At 61.9% G+C, this 22,010-nt stretch carries 17 protein-coding genes and 1 riboswitch; of the genes, 8 read left to right on the top strand and 9 right to left on the bottom strand.

Features of this window, described 5'->3' with window-relative positions:
* Positions 1-359 precede the first annotated feature (359 nt).
* Both NDI72_RS01385 and NDI72_RS01380 read left to right on the top strand, forming a co-directional pair.
* The gene (locus NDI72_RS01385) at positions 360-1,505 is read left to right on the top strand and encodes a porin (protein ID WP_283799347.1); all 1,146 of its coding nucleotides are present in this window, start codon (positions 360-362) and stop codon (positions 1,503-1,505) included.
* A 156-nt stretch (positions 1,506-1,661) separates the two neighbouring features.
* Positions 1,662-2,774, top strand: coding sequence for a pyridoxal phosphate-dependent aminotransferase (locus NDI72_RS01380; RefSeq protein WP_283799346.1), 1,113 nt, complete (start codon positions 1,662-1,664; stop codon positions 2,772-2,774).
* A 99-nt stretch (positions 2,775-2,873) separates the two neighbouring features.
* Here the strand turns inward: NDI72_RS01380 and NDI72_RS01375 are convergent, their stop codons facing one another.
* The 5 genes from NDI72_RS01375 to NDI72_RS01355 form a co-directional block, all read right to left on the bottom strand.
* A complete protein-coding gene (locus tag NDI72_RS01375) occupies positions 2,874-3,308 on the bottom strand; it encodes a 6,7-dimethyl-8-ribityllumazine synthase (RefSeq protein ID WP_283799345.1) in 435 nt (144 codons plus the stop codon).
* Between the two features lie 82 nt (positions 3,309-3,390).
* A riboswitch (FMN riboswitch) is annotated at positions 3,391-3,542 on the bottom strand.
* 67 nt (positions 3,543-3,609) lie between these two features.
* A complete protein-coding gene (locus NDI72_RS01370) occupies positions 3,610-4,713 on the bottom strand; it encodes a DUF1513 domain-containing protein (protein ID WP_502888363.1) in 1,104 nt (367 codons plus the stop codon).
* On the bottom strand, positions 4,694-5,764 hold the full coding sequence (locus NDI72_RS01365; protein WP_283799343.1) for an imelysin family protein: 1,071 nt from the start codon (positions 5,762-5,764) through the stop codon (positions 4,694-4,696). The genes NDI72_RS01370 and NDI72_RS01365 overlap by 20 nt, the downstream gene beginning before the upstream one ends.
* A 144-nt stretch (positions 5,765-5,908) precedes the next feature.
* The gene (locus tag NDI72_RS01360; RefSeq protein WP_283799342.1) at positions 5,909-6,934 is read right to left on the bottom strand and encodes a P1 family peptidase; all 1,026 of its coding nucleotides are present in this window, start codon (positions 6,932-6,934) and stop codon (positions 5,909-5,911) included.
* The gene (locus NDI72_RS01355; RefSeq protein WP_283799341.1) at positions 6,931-7,752 is read right to left on the bottom strand and encodes a M55 family metallopeptidase; all 822 of its coding nucleotides are present in this window, start codon (positions 7,750-7,752) and stop codon (positions 6,931-6,933) included. Before NDI72_RS01355 ends, NDI72_RS01360 begins: the two co-directional genes overlap by 4 nt.
* Positions 7,753-8,075: 323 nt before the next feature.
* Here NDI72_RS01355 and NDI72_RS01350 point away from each other — a divergent pair, with 323 nt between their 5' ends.
* The 5 genes from NDI72_RS01350 (at position 8,076) to NDI72_RS01330 (ending at position 13,963) form a co-directional block, all read left to right on the top strand.
* Positions 8,076-9,278 (top strand): MFS transporter, encoded by a 1,203-nt coding sequence (locus NDI72_RS01350; RefSeq protein ID WP_283799340.1) that lies wholly within the window; start codon positions 8,076-8,078, stop codon positions 9,276-9,278.
* 79 nt (positions 9,279-9,357) lie between these two features.
* Positions 9,358-9,912, top strand: a complete 555-nt coding sequence (locus NDI72_RS01345) for a cysteine hydrolase family protein (protein ID WP_283799339.1) — start codon at positions 9,358-9,360, stop codon at positions 9,910-9,912.
* A gap of 483 nt (positions 9,913-10,395) precedes the next feature.
* Positions 10,396-11,004 carry a TetR/AcrR family transcriptional regulator gene (locus NDI72_RS01340; protein WP_113154648.1) on the top strand — a complete coding sequence of 203 codons (609 nt, stop codon included), beginning with the start codon at positions 10,396-10,398 and terminating at the stop codon, positions 11,002-11,004.
* A 13-nt stretch (positions 11,005-11,017) separates the two neighbouring features.
* Positions 11,018-12,178 carry an isovaleryl-CoA dehydrogenase gene (locus NDI72_RS01335; RefSeq protein WP_283799338.1) on the top strand — a complete coding sequence of 387 codons (1,161 nt, stop codon included), beginning with the start codon at positions 11,018-11,020 and terminating at the stop codon, positions 12,176-12,178.
* A gap of 177 nt (positions 12,179-12,355) precedes the next feature.
* A complete protein-coding gene (locus tag NDI72_RS01330) occupies positions 12,356-13,963 on the top strand; it encodes a carboxyl transferase domain-containing protein (RefSeq protein WP_283799337.1) in 1,608 nt (535 codons plus the stop codon).
* A gap of 17 nt (positions 13,964-13,980) precedes the next feature.
* On the opposite strand, the gene NDI72_RS01325 is transcribed toward NDI72_RS01330, so the two are convergent.
* The 3 genes from NDI72_RS01325 to NDI72_RS01315 form a co-directional block, all read right to left on the bottom strand.
* Positions 13,981-14,592, bottom strand: a complete 612-nt coding sequence (locus tag NDI72_RS01325) for a DUF922 domain-containing Zn-dependent protease (protein WP_283799455.1) — start codon at positions 14,590-14,592, stop codon at positions 13,981-13,983.
* A 307-nt stretch (positions 14,593-14,899) separates the two neighbouring features.
* On the bottom strand, positions 14,900-18,796 hold the full coding sequence (locus NDI72_RS01320; RefSeq protein ID WP_224924771.1) for a TonB-dependent receptor: 3,897 nt from the start codon (positions 18,794-18,796) through the stop codon (positions 14,900-14,902).
* Positions 18,797-18,976: 180 nt separating this feature from the next.
* The gene (locus tag NDI72_RS01315) at positions 18,977-19,138 is read right to left on the bottom strand and encodes a hypothetical protein (protein WP_206545944.1); all 162 of its coding nucleotides are present in this window, start codon (positions 19,136-19,138) and stop codon (positions 18,977-18,979) included.
* A gap of 413 nt (positions 19,139-19,551) precedes the next feature.
* On the opposite strand from NDI72_RS01315, the gene NDI72_RS01310 reads away from it, so the two are divergent.
* Positions 19,552-21,507 carry an acetyl-CoA carboxylase biotin carboxylase subunit gene (locus tag NDI72_RS01310; protein WP_206993674.1) on the top strand — a complete coding sequence of 652 codons (1,956 nt, stop codon included), beginning with the start codon at positions 19,552-19,554 and terminating at the stop codon, positions 21,505-21,507.
* Positions 21,508-21,596: 89 nt separating this feature from the next.
* On the opposite strand, the gene NDI72_RS01305 is transcribed toward NDI72_RS01310, so the two are convergent.
* Positions 21,597-21,863: an SEL1-like repeat protein gene (locus NDI72_RS01305; RefSeq protein ID WP_113154643.1), complete on the bottom strand. Its 267-nt coding sequence runs from the start codon at positions 21,861-21,863 to the stop codon at positions 21,597-21,599.
* Between the last annotated feature and the right edge of the window lie 147 nt (positions 21,864-22,010).

Raw genomic sequence — 22,010 nt, 5'->3', positions numbered from 1 at the left:
ATCAAACAAGGGTTCGGCCAGGCGTTCCATTCCGGATTCCCCACGATTCGTCTCCCAAACACAGTAAAATCCCCCACTACACCGCCCGCTTATGGGCTCATCCGGGCTCCAAGTGTTAAGAAAGCCTTACCCGGCGGCCCAGATCGTGTCATTTGTGCAACAGCCATTCCGGATAGAAGGTCACCAGGGGGCCTTGCCGCGTAATCGCGGTTGAACCCGGCGGCCCCATGAGTAATGTCAGGCTCGGAAAGGGGACGCGAGAGCGTGAACTTTTCAATTCTTGGGGATGGGGCAGGGAACGCTGTCCTTCAGCAAAAATACCCAGACCCGCATTTAGAACTTTGACTGGAGGTCAGAACATGAAACTCAAGAGCCTTCTCATCGGCTCCGCAGCTCTCGCAGCTGCTGCCACCGGCGCAAAAGCAGCCGACCCGATCATCGTTCCCGAGCCGGAGCCGATGGAATACGTTCGCGTTTGCGACGTCTACGGCGCAGGCTTCTTCTACATCCCGGGCACCGAAACCTGCCTGAAGATCGGCGGCATGGTCCGTTACCAGATCAACTGGGACGAGAACGATGACGGTTGGAAGAAGTTCGCTCGCGGTGAGCTGAACATCGACGCTCGCTCCGAGACCGAATACGGCACGCTCGGTGCATTCATCAAGCTTCGTGCGGACAGCAACCACGCTGGCTACACGAATCCTGCTTCGCCGTGGGGCACCATCGTCGGTCCGCTTCCGGCTCCGGGCGTAAACGACGGCGATGCGCTTTCGCTTGGCGTTGGTTCGAGCGTTGGCCTGCAGCAGGCAATCATCTCGCTCGGCGGCCTCTCCATGGGTCTCTCCGACACGCTGTACGACGCATCCATCTCGGGTGAGTTTGACAACGGTGGTGGTGATCGCGTTCACTTCATCAATTACACCTTCGCAGGTGGCAATGGCTTCACCGCCACGCTCGCTCTCGAAGAAGCTGACACCAACTACGATTACACGCCGAACTTCGTCGGTAAGGTTGGCGTTGCTCAGGGTTGGGGCACGGCAGACTTCTACGCTGCTTACGATGCGACCGCAGAAGAGTTCGCTCTTAAGGGCATCATCAAGGCTGACCTGACCGAGCGCGTGTTCGCCGAAGCCATGGCCATCTACGAAAGCGGCATGAACTTCTACTCGACCGATCCGTTCAACCTGAATGGCCTCGGCATTCCGTCCACGATCCGCTTCGGTTCGCAGTGGTCCATCGGTGGCCTCGTAGGCTACAAGTTCACCCCGAAGCTGAAAGCTTCGCTCGGTGCACAGTACTACGACAAGGTTGGTCATGACCTTCCGGCAGCAGTCTGGGGCGGCGACGTTGACGTCATCAACGCCGGTCTGACTGTTGATTACGAGATCGTTGAGAACTTCGACGCGAAGCTCGCAGTCAACTACACCAATATCGACGCTCCGGCTTCCGCAGGTCTGCCGGACGACAACTGGAGCGGTTTCGTTCGCTTCCAGCGCAACTTCTAATCAGAAGTTACGGTGTTTTGGGAAAGGCCCGGCATTTGCCGGGCCTTTTTCATTTCTGGTACAATTGAAGGACTGCGAAAGCGTTTTCTCTTGTGACGGGCATGCTGTAGGGTCTCTGCATTCGACAAGACCAAGAGAGCAGACACATACCGTCCCATGACAATACGCCCACCGCTTACGCCGCTTGCAGAATCCCTCCCCTCCACCGTTCCGTTTGTCGGCCCTGAAACCCAGGAGCGCGCAGCCGGACGGCCTTTTCGTGCACGTCTCGGCGCCAATGAGAATGGTTTTGGTCCGTCCCCGAAGGCGATCGAAGCCATGGAGAACGCAGCGCATCACGTGTGGAAGTATGGCGACCCCGAAAGCAGCGATCTGCGGGCGGCGCTGGCGCAGGAACACGGCGTAAAGCCGGAGAACATCGTCGTCGGTGAAGGCATTGACGGGCTTCTTGGCCTGATTGCCCGTCTCTATATTGAGCCGGGAACGCCTGTCGTCACCTCGCTCGGCGGCTATCCGACATTCAACTATCATGTGGTCGGCTTTGGCGGTCGTCTCGTGCCGGTTCCCTATTCGGGAGATCACGAGAACCTCGAAGGGCTGCGGGATGCAGCCTTTGCCGAAAAGGCCCCGCTGGTCTATTTCGCCAATCCCGACAATCCGATGGGCACATGGTGGGAGGCCGACGAGGTTCAGCGCTTCATCGAATCGCTGCCTGAAACCAGCATGCTCATTCTGGATGAGGCCTATGGCGAGACCGCGCCGGCGAGCGCCCTGCCCCGCTTTGAGCCCGACCGGCCCAATGTGCTGCGCATGCGCACCTTCTCAAAGGCCTATGCGCTGGCCGGCATGCGCTGCGGTTACGCCATTGGCGAAGCGCAGACCATCCGCGCCTTCGACAAGATCCGCAATCACTTTGGCATGCCGGGCATCACGCAGGCTGCCAGTCTGGCCGCACTTCAGGACAAGGCCTATTTTCAGGAAACGCTCAAGAAGATCAGCGCGAGCCGCGACCGGATTGCAGCGATTGCGGCAGCAAACGGGCTCACAAGCGTCCCCTCCGCCACCAATTTCGTGGCCGTCGACTGCGGTGGCAAGGCCATTGCCGTGGCGGTCATGCAGGGCCTGCTCGACCGTGATGTGTTCGTGCGCAAGCCGGCAACGCCGGGCCTTGATCGCTGCATTCGCGTCAGTGTCGGACCGGAGAACGAAATGGATGTCTTTGAACAGGCCTTTGCCGAGGCCCTGGCAGCGGCGCACAATCAGCGCTGAAGCTCTGAAACTGAATCAGATGAGAAGCATAATCGACTGATTTAGAAATGTTTTTCAAATACTGAGGGGCGATCTGATCGCCCCTCTTTTCATTCAGAATCAGGCTGCCAGTGCGGCCCGGGTCTTGCCGATCATGAGGGCGGCCTGCGCGGCTTCACGCCCTTTCTCGACGAAATGCTCGCGATAGATCGCGGTGTGATGCTCGGTCGGCTGATAGTGGTGCGGTGTCAGCGACACGGACAGAACCGGCACACCGGTGTCCATGCCGGCGCGCATCAAGCCGTCCACGACGGCCTGCGCGACGAAATCATGCCGGTAGATGCCGCCATCCACCACGAAGGCGGCAGCAGCCACCGCCGCATAACGGCCGGAGGACGCAAGGTCGCGCGCCACGAGCGGCATTTCGAATGCGCCCGGCACATCAAACACATCCACCTGTTCGGCGGGAATCAGTTCGCAAAAGCCTTCCAGCGCCCTGTCGACAATGTCGGCGTGCCAATTGGCCTTGATGAATGCATAGCGGGTGTGTGTCATCGTGATCTCCTTTGCAACAGACACGTCACCCAAGGCGATCACGTGCGACGCAGCGCAGCCGGAAAACGGCAAGCGAAACATCGCGCGTTCTCTTCCATCCGGACTCTAACCGTCGGCCCAGGAGTCTCACCTGGTCTGCTGACCCTTCCCGAGTGTCATGGGAAAGCGCTCGCGGGCTTGCGGCCAGTGCCGCTTACCGCCGGTGGGGAATTTCACCCCGCCCTGAGAACGAGGCGAAGATAAGCATCCCTCCAAAGAACGGCAAGTCGAAAACGAGGTCCGGTGGAATTGCATCCAGTGCTCAGATCCGGCGCAGGTGATTGTCCCAGGCTGGCGCGCTGGCCTGCGGCTCGCGAACGCTTTCAAGCACCGCGTCAGGGCCTGTCCGCACGATTGCGCCACGGCCGCTGGTGCCAAGCAGACGGTGCCCCGAGAGTGGCGCGAGACCGCAGCCATCCTTGAGCTGGCGCTCGCCCAGGCATCGGCCGGTCTCGGCATCCCAGAACACCGAAAGCCCGCCGCGCGGCGACGATGTGGCGACGATTTCGCCGGATGCATCGATGGCGACCGAACCGACATAATTGTCGAGTTTCTTCAGCGTTGCTTCGGGACCGGGAAAGAGCTCAAACGCGTGCCCCCGGCGATGCCGCCCGACAAGCGGCGGGCGCGCATCGTCCTCGCCCTGATACTGCGCCCCGAACCAGACCGCGCCGAACCGGTCGAGCGTCATGTGGCGGATCGAGAGTTTGTGGAGTTCCGGCGCAAGCTCCGCCTGCTCGAGAAGATCGCCCGTCTCCAGATCCACATAGGAAAGGCTCGGCTTCATCGTGGCAAGGTTCAGCTTCACCCGCTCATAGTCGGGATGGGTGAGAATGCCGCCATTCGCAACGCACAGCGTCTTGCCGTCTGCCAGCAGAATCACCTCATGCGGACCGATGCCGCCAGTCTCGAACTCGCCGATGCGGCGAAATCCGGCGCTCGCATCGTAAAGCCCGGTGACGCCCCGCTCGCCGTCATAATCGTTTTCCGTGGCGAGAAGCAGCCGGCCATCCGGAGTGAAGACGCCGTGACCGTAGAAATGGCGGTCCGGCGGCGGGGCGAATGCGATGGGCTCGCCCGTTCCATCGACCGAGAAGGCCACCGCGAAACGCCCCGGCGACCGCGCAAACGCAACGGCGCGGCGGCGCGGCGCATCGATGGCGAAGGAATGTCCGCGCGCCTCCAGCGGCAGCACCAGCCGGTCACGGCCGGAAGCGTCGATCACCGCCGCCTCGAACGCACCGCCATTGAGGCGCGCGCCAAGGAACAGCGCTTCATCCGCAGCGCTGGCAAGCGCCGGCCTGAAGGCCGCAGCAGCGCCGGCGAGCGCGAGAAATGTCCGGCGATCAATCTCCATCGAGCGCATTGAACCCCATCACCAGCCCCAGAGCCCCTGCGAGTTCGCCATTGAGCGTGTGCTTCGCGCCCTCCATGGCGATGGTCGCGTAGGTGATGCGCCCGCGATCCTCTTCCTCGCCGAATGCCGCTTCCGGCGCACCCGCCACAGCCTCGAGCGCGTCGCGCGCATGCGCCAGGTCGAAATTCATGCTCTCGCCATAGCCATTCACCAGACCGGAGGGGCCGTCGACAAAGCCCGCCGCCGTGATCAGTTGCTGCACGCCCTCGATCTGGGCAGCGGTGAAGGCGAAGGTCTCGCCGCTGCGCCAGAAGGGTGCGCGCTTGCCCCGCGCCTTCTCCACGCTCTTGCCGAGCGCGGGCAGAAGCTCCGCATTGCGCGCGAATTCGATTGCCGTGCCCGCCGCCTTCACCACTTCGCCCGCCACTTCGGCGCTGGAGCGATAGGGATCACGATCCGGCGCAGGCGCGGTGAACGAGGCCCGAAAGGCCGTACCCTCGGCCCAGCCATTCTCCAGCGCCCCTGCGATATCGGCCACATTGTCCGCCACCGCCTGCGCATAGGCGCAGCGCCTCACATCGTCTGCCAGCTTGTCGCCGCCCGTGCCGAAGAGCACATAGTCGAGCGCTGGCAGGCCCTGCAGCGCGACGCTCTGCGCTGCCAGATCCTGCGGCAGTGGTTCGTCGGAAGCAAGAAGCCCCTGCACCTGGCGCAGCGTCACGCCGCGCGGGTCAGGCCAGAAGAAGACACGCTCGAAACGGTTTTCCGCCACCAGAGGTCCAAAGCGCAGAACCGAAACATGCCCCCAGGCAGAGACCGTCTCGGAAAAACGCTGATGCACGGCGACAAGCCCGCTGTCCGACGGCGCGCCGCAAACATCGCCAAGCGCGGCTGAAAGCGCCCCGCTCGCCTCGCGAAAGCGCGCCAGCGTGGGCGTGACATATCCTTCCAGCACCCGGCTTCCCACATTGGGGGCGATGGAGCTGGTGTTTTCCTGCGCCAGCGCTGGCGCAGATGAAAGACAAAGGATCAGAACGCATCGCGAGAGGCGCGCTTGCATCGGGCAGACTCCATAACCGTGGCTGGCAATTGCTGGCTATCGCGCAGGGGGGAAGAGGCGCGAGGGCTGGCCGGAAGCCGGGAGCAGGCTCCCGTCCATCCGGCTTATCGCCCGGAACCGCTCACGACAAGGGAAAGTCCGGCTTCACGACAAAAGTTGATCGCGCAACACAGGAAGCCGGAGCCCGTCATAACCGCTCACGGGGCTGGCGTGCCAGAGCCCGTTCAGAACCGCCTCCTCCGCCGCCTCGACGGCTGCATGAAGGAACGGATCGATGCGCGCTTCGGCAAGCCGCTCGATGGCATCCGCCTCGCTGTCGATATCGAGGCGGTTGGCGGTGGAGAAGGCGATGGCCACATCGCCGCTCTGGTCACCCCAATAACTGCCGAGACGTCCAAGCGCTGCACCCGCCCGCCGCGCCACGCGGGTGAGCTGGCGCGAATCGAGCGGCGCATCCGTGGCATAGACGATGATGACGGAGCCCTTGTCCTGCGGGTCGGCGCGCCCGGCCTCCGGCGTCTTGATGCGTTCCCCCAGAAGCCGCAGATCGCCCGGCCTGCCGAAATTGGAGAGAACAAGCGCCGCCAGCGTATGGGTACGGCCGGACGGCAGCGCGACACGGCGCGATGCGCTGCCGATGGCGCCGGCAAAGCCAAAGGTGCGCATGCCGGTTCCTGCGCCCACCGTGCCCTGCGCAACCTCGGCGTCGGCGGCTGAAATCGCCTCTTCCGCCATGGCTTCGGTCACCGCCAGCGCCTGAATGTCGCTGACGCGCCCGTCATTGCATTCCAGCACCAGCGGATTGACGGTTGGGCGTCCGCGCCCGATCTCGGGGTTTTGTGCAATCGCCCGCCGGATCAGCGCCGTGGTGCAGGCCGCCACGCCAAATGTGTTGGTCAGAAGGATCGGCGTTTCGATGCGGCCGAGCTCTGCAAGCTGCATCAGGCCGGCGCTCTTGCCAAATCCATTGAGCACCGCCACGCCGGCCGGAACCGGATTGCGAAAGAGATCGCCATCATGCGGCAGGATCGCGGTGACGCCCGTGCGCGCGGTCTGAGCGCGGTGGGTCAGATGCCCGACGGTGACGCCCGGCACATCCGCAATGCTGTTGGCCGGTCCCGCCGGAAGATCCCACCACGCGCCCGCCCTGTCGAAAAGCCGTTCCGTCATGCCAGAGCCGATGCCATGAGAGAGAAGCTGGAGATGATGCCGATCGCCTCGGCATGGCTCTTTGCGACAAAGCGCACATCCAGCGCGCCGGTGCGCTCCGTGAAAGGCAGGAGTGCGGCGGCATCCGCGAAAATCTGCTTGGAAAAGCCGATATCCACCGTAAGCGGCGGCGTGCATGGCGCTTTCACCTCGGTGCTCGCAGCCGCCTCAACCGCCTCGCAGACATCCTGTTCGATCCTTTCGCGCGCTTCGTCCGGCGACATGCTTTCCGAGGCAAAGGCGTTGATGCAGCGCTTGACGGTAATGGAGCGGGCTGCCGGAAACTGCTCGGCGATTTCGGCTTCCAGCCGGTCATCGCCGCTCACCGCGAGAAGCGGCACGCCGATCTCCGCTGCATGGCCGGCAAAGAGCGTCGGCTCTCCGGCGCGCACGCCATTCACCTCGATGCGGCGGAACGCCAGACCGCTGACCGTGTGGGCAAGCACGCCGAAATTGTCGGCGGACGCGTGGTAACCGATCAGCACCACACCATCGTGATCGGCATGAATGCCTTCGATCATCGACAGCGGACGCGCGCGACCGGAAACAAGACGCGCGCGCGGGTCGAGCTGTTCAGCGATCATGTTGCGCATCGGCCCGTGCGAATCCGCCACCGTCACCGCGTCCGCTCCGCCCGCAAAAGCGCCACGGATCGCGGCATTCGCCTCTTCGGTCATGAGCCTGCGCGCCACCTCGTATTCCGGGTTGCCGCGCTGCCCCTGAAGGCTCTCGCAGACCCCGGCCACGCCCTCGATATCGACAGAGATAAAAATATGCATGCCGCTCCCCTGATAATGAATCGCCGGCATTCGACTTGAAACGCATGACGAATTCCAGTCCCAGCATGCGATAGAAACGATGCCAGCCGCTTGCACCACAGCCTGCATCATGCAAAATGAAGCCAGCGTTCGGGAAAACAGCCCTTGGCAGCCCCCTGGCAGCCCCCTCCCGGCAACATTGCCACAAGACGCTTCAGCACCTCTCCTTTCTTCCCTGAAACGCTGCGCAAACCTTCTGCGCCAGCACTCCGGTGCTCTCTCCCCCAAACGTCTTTCCCGGCGCTCAAAGCGCCATCCCGTTCATCCTGAACATGGAGTTTTCCATGCCTTCACGGCTTCTTTTGCCGGTGCTTGCGCTAGCTGTTTTCTTCGTCGGCGTGACAGAGTTCATGATCGCGCCCCTTCTGACGCCCATCGGCGCTGCCTTTGGCGTAACCCCGGCTGCCGCCTCCTGGCTGATTTCCGGCTATGCGCTTGCCTATGCCGTCGGCGCGCCGCTTATCGGTCTTGTCGCCCACCGGCTTGACCGGCGGCGTCTCCTGCTTACGGCGCTGACGCTTCTCGCCGCCGATGGGCTTGCGGTGGCCTTCGCCCCCACGCTTGGCATTGCCATCATTCTTCGTGTTCTGGGTGGAGTGGCGGCGGCAGCCCTCATTCCTGCCGTGTTCGCCCTCATTGCCGACCGGTTTCCCGAGGCGCGACATTCACAGGCCATGGGCCTTGTCATGCTTGGCATGACGGCAGGCATCGCCGCCGGGCCAGCGCTGGCCGGCGTCCTGACACAGCTGTTTGACTGGCGCGCGCCCTTCCTTGCCAGCGCCATCGGCTGTCTTCTGCTGCTCATCCCGGCAAGTCGTGTGCTTCGGGGCGATGAGACGACACAGGTGCCTGCCACACGGCAGCGTTTAAGCGGGCTCGGCAGTTCTGGAAGAAGCGCGCTCCTGCTTCTCATCGCCAAGGCTCTCTGGAATGGCGCTGCCGTTGCCGCCTTCGGTCTGAGTGGCGAGATGCTGCGGGACCGCTTTGCAACCGACACGCTGCAAACGGGGCTGGCGATCACGGCGTTCGGCCTCGGTCTGGCCGTGGGCAATCTATCGACCGGCCTCGTCAGACGGCTGTCGCACGGCGATGAGCGGCTGCTGGTCGCCGCCGTTCTGTTTCTCGCGCTCAGTTTTGCAGCCTTCCTGCTTCTGCCATTGCCGCTTGTCGGCGCGCTTTTCTGCCTTGCCTGCTGGGGCATTGCGCTCGGTTTTGCAGCCCCTGCCAGCACGGCGCTGATCGCCCGCCGGGCGGGTGCAGACAAAGGGTTTGTGCTGGCCCTGTCGGAGAGCGCCAACAATGTCGCGCTGCTCTCACTGCTCACAGGTGCGGCCTTCGCATTGCAGAGCTTTGGATTGCCTGCGGCAGGCATGGTGCTTGGAAGCGGGCTCGCGCTGGGGGCGAGCCTTCTCCTGATCGATGGGTTGGTCCAGAAGCAGGCAAAACCCCGGCGCGATGGCTCTTGCAGGTCCGGCAGCCGGCGGTAGCATTGACCTGCTCCCCCTGCCTGATGCAGGCACCCAGTACAGGCAATTGCACAACAACCGGATACGCAAGGGCTCACCGATGGATCTAGACGACGCCGTTCTTCTGCTTGTCGATTATCAGCAGGCATTTGACGATCCGTCCTGGCCCCGACGCTGGAACAGCGATGTCGACAGGAACGGTCTCGCACTTCTCGCCGCCTGGCGCAGGGCAAAACGCCCGCTGATCCATGTGCGGCACGATTCCGTCGAGCAGGCTTCCACGCTGCGCCCCGGCGCGCCCGGCAACGCTCTGCGGCCGGGTTTCGAGCCGCTGCCCGGCGAACAGCTTGTCACCAAGAGCGTCAATTCCGCCTTTATCGGCACCGATCTCGACCTGCGCCTGCGCCGTCTCAGCGCGAAGACGGTGGTTACCTGCGGCATCTCCACGGATATGTGCGTGTCGACCACCATACGCACCGGCGCGAATATGGGCTGGAACATGATGCTGGTGGAGGACGCCTGCGACTGTTTCGATCTGCCGGATGGCAAGGGCGGGAGCGTTCCTGCCGAAGAGGTTCACCGCGCGCATGTGGCCACGCTCGGCTTCGAGTTCTGCAGGGTTGCGACCACAAGAGACGTTGTGAGCGCGCTCTGAGCCGCCCGTATGAACCGGGCGCGACGGCACAGAGAACAGGGACGGCTTTCCCGGTTTCCCACCTTGGTAACAACGCATTGGCATACCTGCTTCTGTCGCGTCCGGGCGGCTTCGCTTCTCTAGCGTAGGCCTCGTTTGCTTGCTCAGATTGACGCAAATCCATCGAATGCCATGGTAGGCACGTCCATGGCATTGACCCAGTGCGTGGTTCGCCCTTCGACAAGCTCAGGAAGCTCACCATGAGGGAAGTGGTATCCGACAGGAGCCTAGATCCCGGTCGTTGCAGCGGATTTGACAAACACCGCCCTCCCTCATGGTGAGCTTCCTGAGCTTGTCGAAGGGCGAACCACGCACCGCGCTGGGACTGCCAAACCATCTTGCGGCATGAACTGTGATCAAACGCCCTTTTGTCCGTAACCAACCAATTCACACCCATCTTGAATTAATTGAACGTTCGTTTTATTAATACCACAGGGAGGCACCATGGCGCGCACGACCGGCTCAGACGGTGAAAAGACGGAAGCAGCGATCCGCGAGGCGGCGCTGGACCTGATTGCGCGTCTCGGCTTTGAAGCCATGTCCATGCGCCAGCTTGCCGCCAGCGTCGGCGTGCAGCCGGCTGCTCTCTACCGATACTTTACGACTAAAGAAGCATTGCTCCATGCACTCATGCTCGAGCATATGGAGCGCCTTATCGCTTCCTGGGGGGAAGCGCGTCCTGCACATGGCTCCGACAAAGAGAAGCCGGCAGGACGCCTCGCTAAATTCGTTGAAAACCACATCCGCTTTCACCTGGCGCGGCGCAACGCGACCCATGTGAGCAATCTGGAGCTGCGCAGCCTTTCCAGAGAGCGGCTCGAGCAGATTCTTGCTCTGCGCAGCCAGTATGAGGGCGAGTTGCGCTCCATCCTGACCGATGGCCAGCGCGAAGGCGTTTTCCAGATCGACGATGTGGCGCTGACGGCGATGGCGATCATCCAGATGATCACAGGTGTGATCGTCTGGTTTCGCCCGGAGCTGCGGCTTTCCGAAGACGAAGTTGCCGCTAACTATCACACCATGACCATGCGCCTTGTGGGCGCGGAGGCTTGACCGGAGGAGACCGATGTATACCGGATCGATGAATTTCGGGCTTGGCGAGGACATCGACGCGCTGCGCGACATGACGCATCGCTTCGCTCAGGAAAAGATAGCGCCACTGGCGGCGGAAACCGACGAAAGCAATGAGTTTCCAGCCCATCTCTGGCAGGAAATGGGTGCGCTCGGCCTGCTCGGCATGACCGTTGATCCGGATTATGGCGGCTCGGGCCTCGGCTATCTGGCGCATGTGGTGGCGATGGAGGAAATCTCGCGCGCCTCGGCCTCGGTCGGCCTTTCCTACGGCGCGCATTCCAATCTCTGCGTCAACCAGCTGCGCCGCTGGGGCAATGATGCGCAGAAGGAAAAATACCTTCCGGCACTCTGCTCTGGCGAAACCGTGGGCGCGCTCGCCATGTCCGAGACCGGCGCGGGCTCCGATGTCGTGTCCATGAAGCTCAAGGCAGAAAAGCGCAATGACCGCTTCTTGCTCAACGGCTCGAAAATGTGGATCACCAACGGCCCCGATGCGGGCACGCTGGTTGTCTACGCCAAGACCGATCCCGATGCGGGCCCGCGCGGCATCACCGCCTTCATCATCGAGCGCGACATGAAAGGCTTCTCGGTCGCGCAGAAACTCGACAAGCTTGGCATGCGCGGCTCCAACACCGGCGAACTGGTGTTCGAGGATGTGGAAGTGCCCTTCGAGAACATGCTTGGCGAGGAAGGCAAGGGCGTCAACATTCTGATGTCGGGGCTCGACTATGAGCGTGTGGTGCTGGCCGGCGGCCCGGTGGGCATCATGGCGGCCTGCCTCGACGTGGCAGCACCCTATGTGCGCGAGCGCCAACAGTTCGGCCAGCCGGTCGGCTCATTCCAGCTTGTGCAGGGCAAGCTTGCCGACATGTACACGACGATGAACGCCTGCCGGTCCTATGTCTATGCGGTGGCCAGCGCCTGCGACCGTGGCGAGACGACCCGCAAGGACGCCGCCGGCTGCATTCTCTACGCAGCCGAGAAAGCGACGCAGACGGCGCTCGATGCGATCCAGCTTCTGGGCGGCAATGGCTATGTGAACGAGTTCCCCGCCGGTCGCCTCCTGCGCGACGCCAAGCTCTACGAGATCGGGGCCGGCACGAGCGAAATCAGGCGCTGGCTGATCGGTCGCGAAATGATGACGGAAGCCTGATGCGGGCCTTGCAGACCGCCCTGCCCGCTTCTCTGCAAGATTTTCTGCAGGATTTTCTGGCCGGTGCTCTTCTATCCGTTGCGCCGGGCAGACATGATGCGCTTACCTGACGCTCAATTCGTTTGCGCAGATTGACCACCAAAGGGCCTTGCGCCCGACAATGCCGCCGGAGATCGCATGACCGTCCTTCAATCGCAGCTTTCCACCGCCTCCGACGCATACAGGGCCAATTTCGAACGCATGCAGGCGCTGGTGGCCGAAACGGCAGAGAAAGCCGCGCTCGTGGAGCGTGGCGGGTCTGACGAGGCGCGCGAACGCCATGTGAAGCGCGGCAAGCTTCTGCCGCGCGAACGGCTCGCGCAATTGCTCGATGTCGGTGCGCCCTTTCTCGAAATCGGCCAGTTCGCCGCCCACGACATGTATGGCGGCGACATCGCTTCAGCTGGCCTGATCGCCGGCGTCGGGCGCATTGAGGGTCGCGAATGCGTCATCGTCGTCAATGACGCCACCGTGAAGGGCGGCACCTATTATCCGCTGACGGTGAAGAAGCATCTGCGCGCGCAGGAGATCGCGCTCGAAAACAATCTGCCCTGCGTCTATCTGGTGGATTCGGGCGGGGCGAATTTGCCGAACCAGGACGAAGTGTTTCCCGACCGTGAGCATTTCGGCCGCATCTTCTTCAACCAGGCCAACATGTCGGCGAAGGGCATTCCCCAGATTGCCTGCGTGATGGGCTCCTGCACCGCCGGCGGCGCCTATGTTCCCGCGATGAGCGACGAGACCATCATGGTCAAGGGACAGGCAACGATCTTCCTCGGCGGCCCGCCGCTGGTGAAGGCGGCCACCGGCGAAGTGGTGACCGCCGAAGAACTGGGCGGCGCGGAGGTGCACACGCGCGAATCCGGCGTTGCCGATCACTATGCGCTGGACGATGAACACGCACTGGCCATCGTGCGGCGCATCGTCAAAAACCTGAATCGAAAGAAGACGGTATCGCTCGATCTTCGCAAATCGATTCCGCCGCTTTACGACCCGCGCGAGATTTACGGCATCATTCCCGCCGACACCCGCCAGCCCTATGATGTGCGCGAGGTGATCGCGCGGGTGGTGGACGGGTCGGAGTTCGATGAGTTCAAGGCCAATTACGGAACCACGCTCGTCACCGGGTTTGCGCATATTTACGGAATTCCGGTGGGCATTCTGGCAAATAACGGGGTACTTTTCTCCGAAAGTGCGCTGAAAGGCGCGCATTTCATCGAGCTGTGCTGCCAGCGAAAGATCCCGCTCGTCTTCCTCCAGAACATTACCGGCTTCATGGTCGGTCGCAAATATGAGGCTGGCGGCATCGCCCGTGATGGCGCGAAACTGGTGACGGCTGTCGCCACCGCGCAGGTCCCCAAGGTGACGGCCATCATCGGCGGTTCCTTTGGGGCCGGCAATTACGGCATGTGCGGCCGCGCCTACTCGCCCCGCTTCCTGTGGATGTGGCCCAATGCGCGCATTTCCGTGATGGGTGGCGAACAGGCGGCGACGGTTCTCTCAATCGTCAAGCGCGAGGGCATCGAACGCAAGGGCGGGAGCTGGAGCGCGGAAGAAGAGGTAGCGTTTCGCCAGCCGATCCTTGAAAAATACGAGCGTGAAGGCCATCCGCTCTATTCGAGCGCACGGCTTTGGGATGACGGCATCGTGGATCCGGCCAAAACCCGCGAGGTTCTGGCGCTTTCGCTCGGATCGGCGCTGAACGCCCCGATTGGCGACACGAAATTCGGCGTTTTCAGAATGTAGGCAAACGGCGCGGCAGATCAGTTGCTGCGCTGCCGGTCACCATTGATGAACTCCATCACCAGACGGTGGACATTGCCGCCATCGCCCATTTCGACGCGGTCGAAATCGCGGCTGCGCTGACGTTGCGCCTGCGACAGGCGGCCCAGATGCTCCTGCAATTTCGCACGCACCTTGCGGCAGCCGGGATCATTCTCCGCGCGCAGACCAACAGACACGGCCTGGATCTCCTTCACCATGTCGGTGATGATCTCGCCATGCATTTCTTCATGCGTGCGCACGCCCGCACTGAAGCGATCCCAGGCGGCCTGCGTCTGCGGTGAGAGGGAAGAAGGCGCCTGCGGCAGGCGATAGGTGATGATGAGCTTGGGCTTTGCGGAAGCCAGCACGCAGGCTCCGTTCTTGCGCTGCTGATAATCGCGCTGCCAGGTCAGCTTGAAATCCGTATAGGCAATCACGCGTCGCACGCCCAGCTTGGGACCGCGCTCGCCGATGGAACGGTAGAGATCCAGCGCGGTGGAACCGGTGATCTTGTAGGGTTCCACCTGTTCGACGGGCTTCCACCCGGCCAACGCAACGGACGGCAGCACCACCGCCACCGCCAGGACAACACCCCGAACAAGCTTGCTCAAACCGGACACCCCCGACACGCATTTCTGACCGCTCACCACGTTGCGGCTGGAATAGAGCGCTTCCGCTTTTCGTTGAATCACGGAAGCGCTCTAATTCATTGTTTCTGCGCAATTCCGGACGGAAAACCGGATCCCACTTTTCCTGGAATTGCTCTAGCAGACCGCCAGAGCGCCGGCCATGGCGTTCTGGCGGAAATGCAAGACGGGTCTGTTTCACGGGCAAGTTTGTCGAAATGACGACCCGCGCCATACGCTTGCGAAAACAGGTGGTGGGCGCCGCCCCCTCAAGCGGCGCCCGCCTCGGGCCTCAGAACTTGCCAACCATGTTCAGGAAGGCGCCGCGATCATCAAGCGTGAGATCGCGCAGATCGTCCGAGAAGCGCCCGAAATTGTAGCCCGCTCCGACCTTGAAATTGTTGCCAACGTGGCGGTAGAGGGCTGCAAGTGCGCCGTAATCCATCGACTCGATCTCCGGCAGATAGAAGGCCCTGCCCTCCACCATGGCGTCCCAGTTCTTGACCACGTGCAGGTCGGCCCTGACGATGCCAAGATGTGCGGAAGACTGTTCCCAGCTTCCCATCGCATTGCTGCCATCGGTGCGCCTCTGGCGAATTTCGCCCATACGCATACCGTATTTACCACCCACCGAAAGCCATGGAAGAAGATCATAGGTGACGTCGGCAGAGACGATATGGCTTCTCTGAAGCGGGCCATTTGTCGAGCGTGACGCGGTGCTGATCTGCTCATTGCCCGGCAGATTGTAGAGATAGGTGTAACGCACCAGAGCATTGAGCGCGTCATGATCGACCGGTCGGTAGGCGTAGCCCAGCGAGCCTTCGACATAATCGCCATTGTAATAGGTTCCACCCGGCGTCTGCGAGATGACGGCATCCACATTGCCAAGCACGCGTCCATAACCGTCATGGTCCATGGAAGCACCCGCGCTGACCAGATAGGTGTTGCGGTTGCGGCTTTCATCGTCTGAACGCTCGAAGCGCGCTTCACCACGCGCACGGGCATTGACGCCCAGTTCTTCATCCTTGAAGCCGACGCTGACGGAACCGGCATAGCGCTCGAAATCGGAATACTGTTTTCCGGTGTTCGGATTGATGCGATCATCTTCGATATTGCCTGCTTCAACACCGGCATCGACGGTCCAGGCTGCATCGGGCGTATAGATCACGCCATAGCGCTGAGCCAGAGCATTACGCCGGCCGAACAGATCGTAATCCGCTTCGGAATAGGCCGAGACAACATCGGTCATGCGCTTCTTCACGCCGGCAACCACTGCGCCATAGTCCCTGCCCTGCAGATCGTAGCCGTAGTTGCCATTCGAGGCGCGATCCGGATCGAGGCGATAACCGAGGTAATAGTGATCCTCGGGCGTCGGATCGTAGGTAACGGCAGCGAGACCGCCGATACCGGACTCACCCCAGGACACCTCGCCCTCTGCACCCACTTTCTCGGTCAGACGAACTTCCGCGCCAACACCATAGCGGTCATTCTTGCTCATATTGCCGCCGCGATCGAAGGTCGCCTGGGCAAAGCCGTAATAGAGATAATCGTCGTTCTGGCGATAATCGACGCGCATACCGGCATCCAGCCGCCGACCGCTATATCCGGATTTGCCTGCGGCGACCGCTGCCGGCGAATGAAGTTCTGAGTATGCGACACCAAACGCAGCCTTCCAGTATGCGTCGAATGTGTAGCTGACTTCGAACTCGGCTTCCTTGCTCTCGCGCCCCTCGACGTTCCTGTAATCGTCGTAGGAGAGTTTTAACTCCATGTTCGCGGTCAGCGGAATTTCGGCATGCGCGCCCCAGATCCGCTCTTCCACATCCACCTGATCGGTGACGCTGGTGAAGCCGGCCTCCTTCTTCTCATAGTAGCCGCCGATCTTGCCGGGCGTGCCAAACACACGGAAATCCTTTAAGTCCGCCTGTCCGCGAATGCTCCATGCCTTGGCTGCCTGTCCCGCCTGACCGGCGGTTTCGCGATCCGCAAGAGTGAGACCGCCATCGGTAGAGCGGGTAAGACCGAAGCCCGGCCCTTTCGAATAGGCGATTTCGGCATCGATATAGGTATTCTCGGAACGCTGCACGCGAATGTCGCCGCCATAAGCGGTCTGGTCCGACAGGCCCGTCTCGTCCCGCAGGCCGGTCGCACCGAGGCGCACATGGTTCTTGAGCCATGTCTCGGCGCGGCCGCCATAGACATAGTTTTCCATCTCGCTCGCCCTGGAGCGATATTCATACTGGGCCACCATATAGGCCGAATGGCCGCCAAGCGCCCCATCGCGGACCGCGCCGCCATCGACCGTGCCGGAGTTGAGTGGCGCATCAAGGATCACCACGCCCTGCAGATAATCGATCGTGTAGTCCTCGCCATAGACCAGCGCACGACGCTCGACGACGCGCCCCGTGGTCTTGTCGCGATACTCGATGTGCAGCGTTTCGGAACCATCGACGATCCGCTGCCGCTTCAGGAAATAGGCGGAGCCGCCGGTGCCGAGAAATTCGTCGCGCTGCGGCAGTGTCTCGGGCTTTGCGGCGAAGGCGGTGGCCTTGAATTTGGGCTCGCCCCTTGCATTGTTGCCCGGCGAACGCAGCACCATTTCCGCGCCGTAAAGACCTCGGTCGACCTGGAGAAAGCGCGTTCCGGATATCTTGGTCTTGTAATTGCCCCACATGACGTGGCTCTCGCCGCGCTCAAGACGGACATAGAATTTTCCGTTGGTCGGCGCGTCTTCCACCGAGGTGGAGTCATCGCCATAGACCGGATAGTACTTGTCCGGGTCGATGCGCCGGAGAAGCTCTCTCGGGTCGCGGGCATCGAGATCCTTGAAAAGGTTCTTGATCTCGTTTTCGCCGGTGTCTGCCGCCGCGGTGAGCAGGAACTTGCCCTTGATCTTTCCGCGCAGGTAGAAGGCCAGTCTGCCGGAGTTCCACACCTTGTCGTATTCGCCCGTGCGCACCTCTTCAATGCGTGGATCGCCGCTGCGTTTGCCGACGGTGAAATCGGCCAGAGCGACGTAGAACCAGTCATTTGTGGGAATGTTGACGTCGCGGCTGAAATAGAGACCACCTGCCTTGGAGCCGCCATCGACGGCCACGTCGACCATGTGCTGCCCCGGCGGGAGAATACGCTGGGTCACGAAAGTGCCCTTGGGATCGAGCGGGACCAGCTCATCGAAAACCACAATCCCGTATCCTTCGGGAACGCGCGATCCGTGGACCGTGACGGCCCCGCCATAGACGGGAATGTTGCGGAATGCGGTTCGATCTTCTGAATTGCCCGGCGCGACGCCATTGCCGGAGTCGGACATGAACTCGCCGCGCGTGCTTGCGAAGGTCATCGGAACCGTTTCATCGAAGCGGCCTTTGGCGTCGTAGACGCGCAGCACATAGCGGAATTCACGCCCGCTCTGGGCCGGCATCACCCAGCCAGCCTCCCCGTTCACATTGATGGGCACCACCGCAACCGGCTTGTTCTGCCAGGCGACATTGTTCTCATAGATGCGCACTTCGGACCGGGTGATGAAGGCGGGATAGTTGGACGTCGCGTAGAAACGCACCGGCTCGCCAGCACGGAATATGCGCTGGACCGGCACTGTCGAGACGTTGAGCAGCGGCTCGACATCGAGCCCGTCGAACTTGATCTGGATATCGACGGAGCTCAGATCCAGATCGGTCTTGCGCTGTTTGTCGACCGGGCGTGCGCCCGGCGATACGCCGAACATGCCCTCGTCAACGATCTGGCCGCTCTCATCAACAACCTGGCCATCCACGGAGATGACAAAGGGGATGGAGGGCTGATCGCCGGGCTGGGCCAGTTCGGTGTTCTCGCCGATCCTGAGCGTGCCCGACCCGCTATTGTCGAGCATCTTGCCACGGACGGTAGCCGGACATGGAAGCCCGCCACAGGCATCGTTCATTTCCATAAGAGGCGGCAGCCCGTCATCGCCCTTGTAAACCACGCCGCCATCACCGGGGGCACCGACGGGCGGTCCTCCGACAGTCCCCGCCATGGGCTCACCACCGACAATGCGCCCACTCCCGCCAAGCGGCGAGCGGGCCAAAATGGGCGGCTCCGGGATCGGCTCGATGCCCTGCATGTCTGCAGCCAGAAGCGGCTCTGCCTGAAGGGCGGCAGAAATTGATATGATACTGCTCGCGAGCAGAAAGCGGGGTCGTGAACGTTCCATCATGAAATTTCCATTTGTTGTCTGCTGACGAATTCAACGGATCGCGCCGTTTTCACGCCTCCGAGCAAATCGGGGTTTCTCCCCGGCGGGTGCTGGCGCGGCTGACCAACCGGCTCTCGCGACACCGCCTTGCTTCTCATTTTTGTTCGGGCACTGATGGTGGGCATTCGACGCCCCGCCTCAGTCATTCTTGATTTCCGTCTTGATGACTGCGCAGGGCAGACCAGGCGACGGCGATGCGCTGCCTTTGGGCGCGACGCTCAAACCACTGATGTTCAGCGCAAAAATATCGTTGCCGTCAGCGTTACCGCACGAGGGATGACCACATTCGAGTTCTTGCATGACCATTCGGGAACCAGCCTATGTGTATCGCGCCCGCAACCAGTGCTCCTGGCTGGGACTTTGTTGACGATGCGAAGTACTTGGAACGAACCGACGCGTACTCGGGGTCTAGACACACGAAAAAAATAGACGGAACGGATACCGCTTGAGCAGTGCTGGAAGGGTATGGTTACGGTATCGAAATCGAAGGGATTACGGATTAAAGCACTGCAATTACTTTGTCTTTCAGGACACAAACGGAGAGAAGACCTGTTGATGCGGTCTCTCGGACAAGCGCAGCAGGACAGTTCAGCGTGGCTCCCGGAACGGTGTTTGCTTATGCATCCAAAAAACAGCGCCAGTGACCGATTCTTCGCTGCAAGCCCGTGCGACAGGCGTTATGCTCTGGCAGCTTTGTAGGAGGATCGGTTCGCATGTTTCAGAAAATCCTGATTGCAAACCGCGGCGAGATCGCCGTGCGGGTGATCAAGACCGCGCGGCAAATGGGGATTGCCACGGTCGCGGTCTATTCGGACGCGGACCGGGATGCCCGGCATGTGCGCATGGCGGATCAGGCCGTCCATATCGGCCCGGCTGCAGCTTCTGAAAGCTACCTCAACGGGGACCGGATCATTGCGGCGGCGCAGGAAACCGGTGCAGAGGCGATCCATCCCGGCTACGGATTTCTCTCCGAAAACCCGGATTTCGTGGAAAAGGTGGAAGCAGCGGGCCTTGTCTTCATCGGGCCTTCGTCGCAGGCCATTCGCGCCATGGGGCTCAAGGACGCCGCCAAGCGCCTGATGGAAAAGGCGGGCGTGCCGGTTGTGCCCGGCTATCACGGAGACACGCAGGCGCTGGTGGCGCTCGCCTCCAAGGCGAACGAGATCGGCTATCCGGTGCTGATCAAGGCGCGGGCCGGCGGTGGCGGCAAGGGCATGCGCCTGGTTGCGGACCCGGATGCGTTTCCCGATGCGCTCGCGGCTGCGCAACGCGAAGCAAAGGCCGCCTTTGGCGACGAGCGCGTTCTGGTGGAGAAATACATCGAGACGCCGCGCCATATCGAAGTGCAGGTCTTTGGCGACAAGCATGGCAATGCGGTGCATCTGTTCGAGCGTGACTGCTCTGCCCAGCGCCGTCACCAGAAGGTGATCGAGGAAGCGCCCGCGCCCGGCATGGATGCGCTGACGCGTGAAGCCATGACGGATGCTGCAGTGAAGGCGGCAAAGGCCATCTCCTATAGCGGAGCGGGCACGATCGAATTCATCGTGGATGCGTCCGAGGGGCTTCGGCCCGACCGGTTCTGGTTCATGGAAATGAACACGCGCCTGCAGGTGGAGCATCCCGTGACCGAGATGATCACCGGCATTGATCTGGTGGAGTGGCAGTTGCGGGTGGCCGCCGGCGAGCCCCTGCCCCGTACGCAGGACGAGATCGCCGCGCATGGCCATGCGGTGGAGGCGCGCCTTTATGCGGAAGACGCCACGCGGGACTTCCTGCCGGCCACTGGTACGCTGCATCATCTGAAGTTTCCCGAGCATGTCGATGGCGCGCGCCTGCGCGTGGATGCCGGTGTTGCCGAAGGCGACGCCATCACCCCGTTCTACGATCCGATGATCGCCAAGCTGATCGTGCATGCCCCGACCCGCGAGGAAGCGCTGGAGGGGCTGGCGAATGCGCTGGAACGCACGGAGGTTGCCGGATCAACGGTCAATCTCGGCTTTCTGACCCGATTGTTGCGCGACGACGATTTTGCGGCCGGCCGGCTGGAAACGGGGCTGATCGCGCGCAAGCAGGAAGCGCTGACCACGGTCGCGCCACTGCGGGACCGCCATCTCGCCGTTGCCGTTGCCGCCACAAGCGGGACGGCCACGGGCGCCGATGCCTCAGACCCGTTTTCGGCAATCTCGGGTTATGGGCATTTTGGGCCGCTCGTTCACAGGCGGACACTGGTGGATGGCGAGGATGCGGTGGAGGCGCGGGTGACGGCGCAGGGGGATGGCGCGTTGAGCATTCGTCTCGGCGACGACGAGGCGGCGCGACCGATCATCGTGCGTCGGGATGATCCGACGCGCATCGCGCGCTGGCCGGGGCATGTCACGGTTTTTGAGGGTGCGGATGCGCTGACGTTAAAGGTGCCGGATCGCCTTCAGGCTGCCGACGAGAGTGCTGGCGGTGACAGGCTGAGCGCGCCCATGCCCGGCCTTGTGAAGGTCGTGCGGGCAGCGGTGAACGACACGGTGAAGAAAGGTCAACCGCTTCTGGTGCTTGAAGCCATGAAGATGGAGCACACCATCACCGCGCCTCATGACGGCGTGGTCGCAGAGATTGCGACCGAGGGGGCGCAGGTGAATGACGGCGCGATGCTTGTCCGCTTCCAGGACGCTGATTAGGAGAATAAGGCGCCCGGGAGCCGGTGGATCTGCGTCCGGTCCCGGGCGTTCCGCCCTCGCTATCAGTTCCCGGGCGTTCGCCCCCGTTATCAGTGCATCGTCATCCATTCGCGCGCATCGCGCAGCGCCTTGGCGAGTTCCGGCTTGCTCATGCTTGCGGCCAGTTCCGAGCGCAGCGCAGCGGCGCGTCCAGAACCCTTGATGGCCGCAATGTTGAACCATTTGTGCGCGGCCACCAGATCGACAGCACAATCGCGGCCGGTCGCATACATCATTCCCAGTTGAAACAGCACGTCCGCCTGGGTGGACGAACCAGCCGTACCGAAGCCTGCTTCCTGAACGTCATAACGTGCCATAATCCAAGATCCCTGTTTTTCTCCCGAGAGCCTTTTGTTTTTGCCCGTCTGGGCTAGCCCTTCGATGCTTCCGAGAATGCAGGGAGCGGCTGAAATCGCCGTTAAATCTTGTGCTTAATTTGAAGAAAAAAAGTTCAAATTTTCAGT

Source organism: Nitratireductor sp. GZWM139 (assembly GCF_030068685.1).
Lineage (GTDB): Bacteria > Pseudomonadota > Alphaproteobacteria > Rhizobiales > Rhizobiaceae > Nitratireductor > Nitratireductor aquimarinus.
This window is presented reverse-complemented; position numbering and strand designations above follow the sequence as displayed.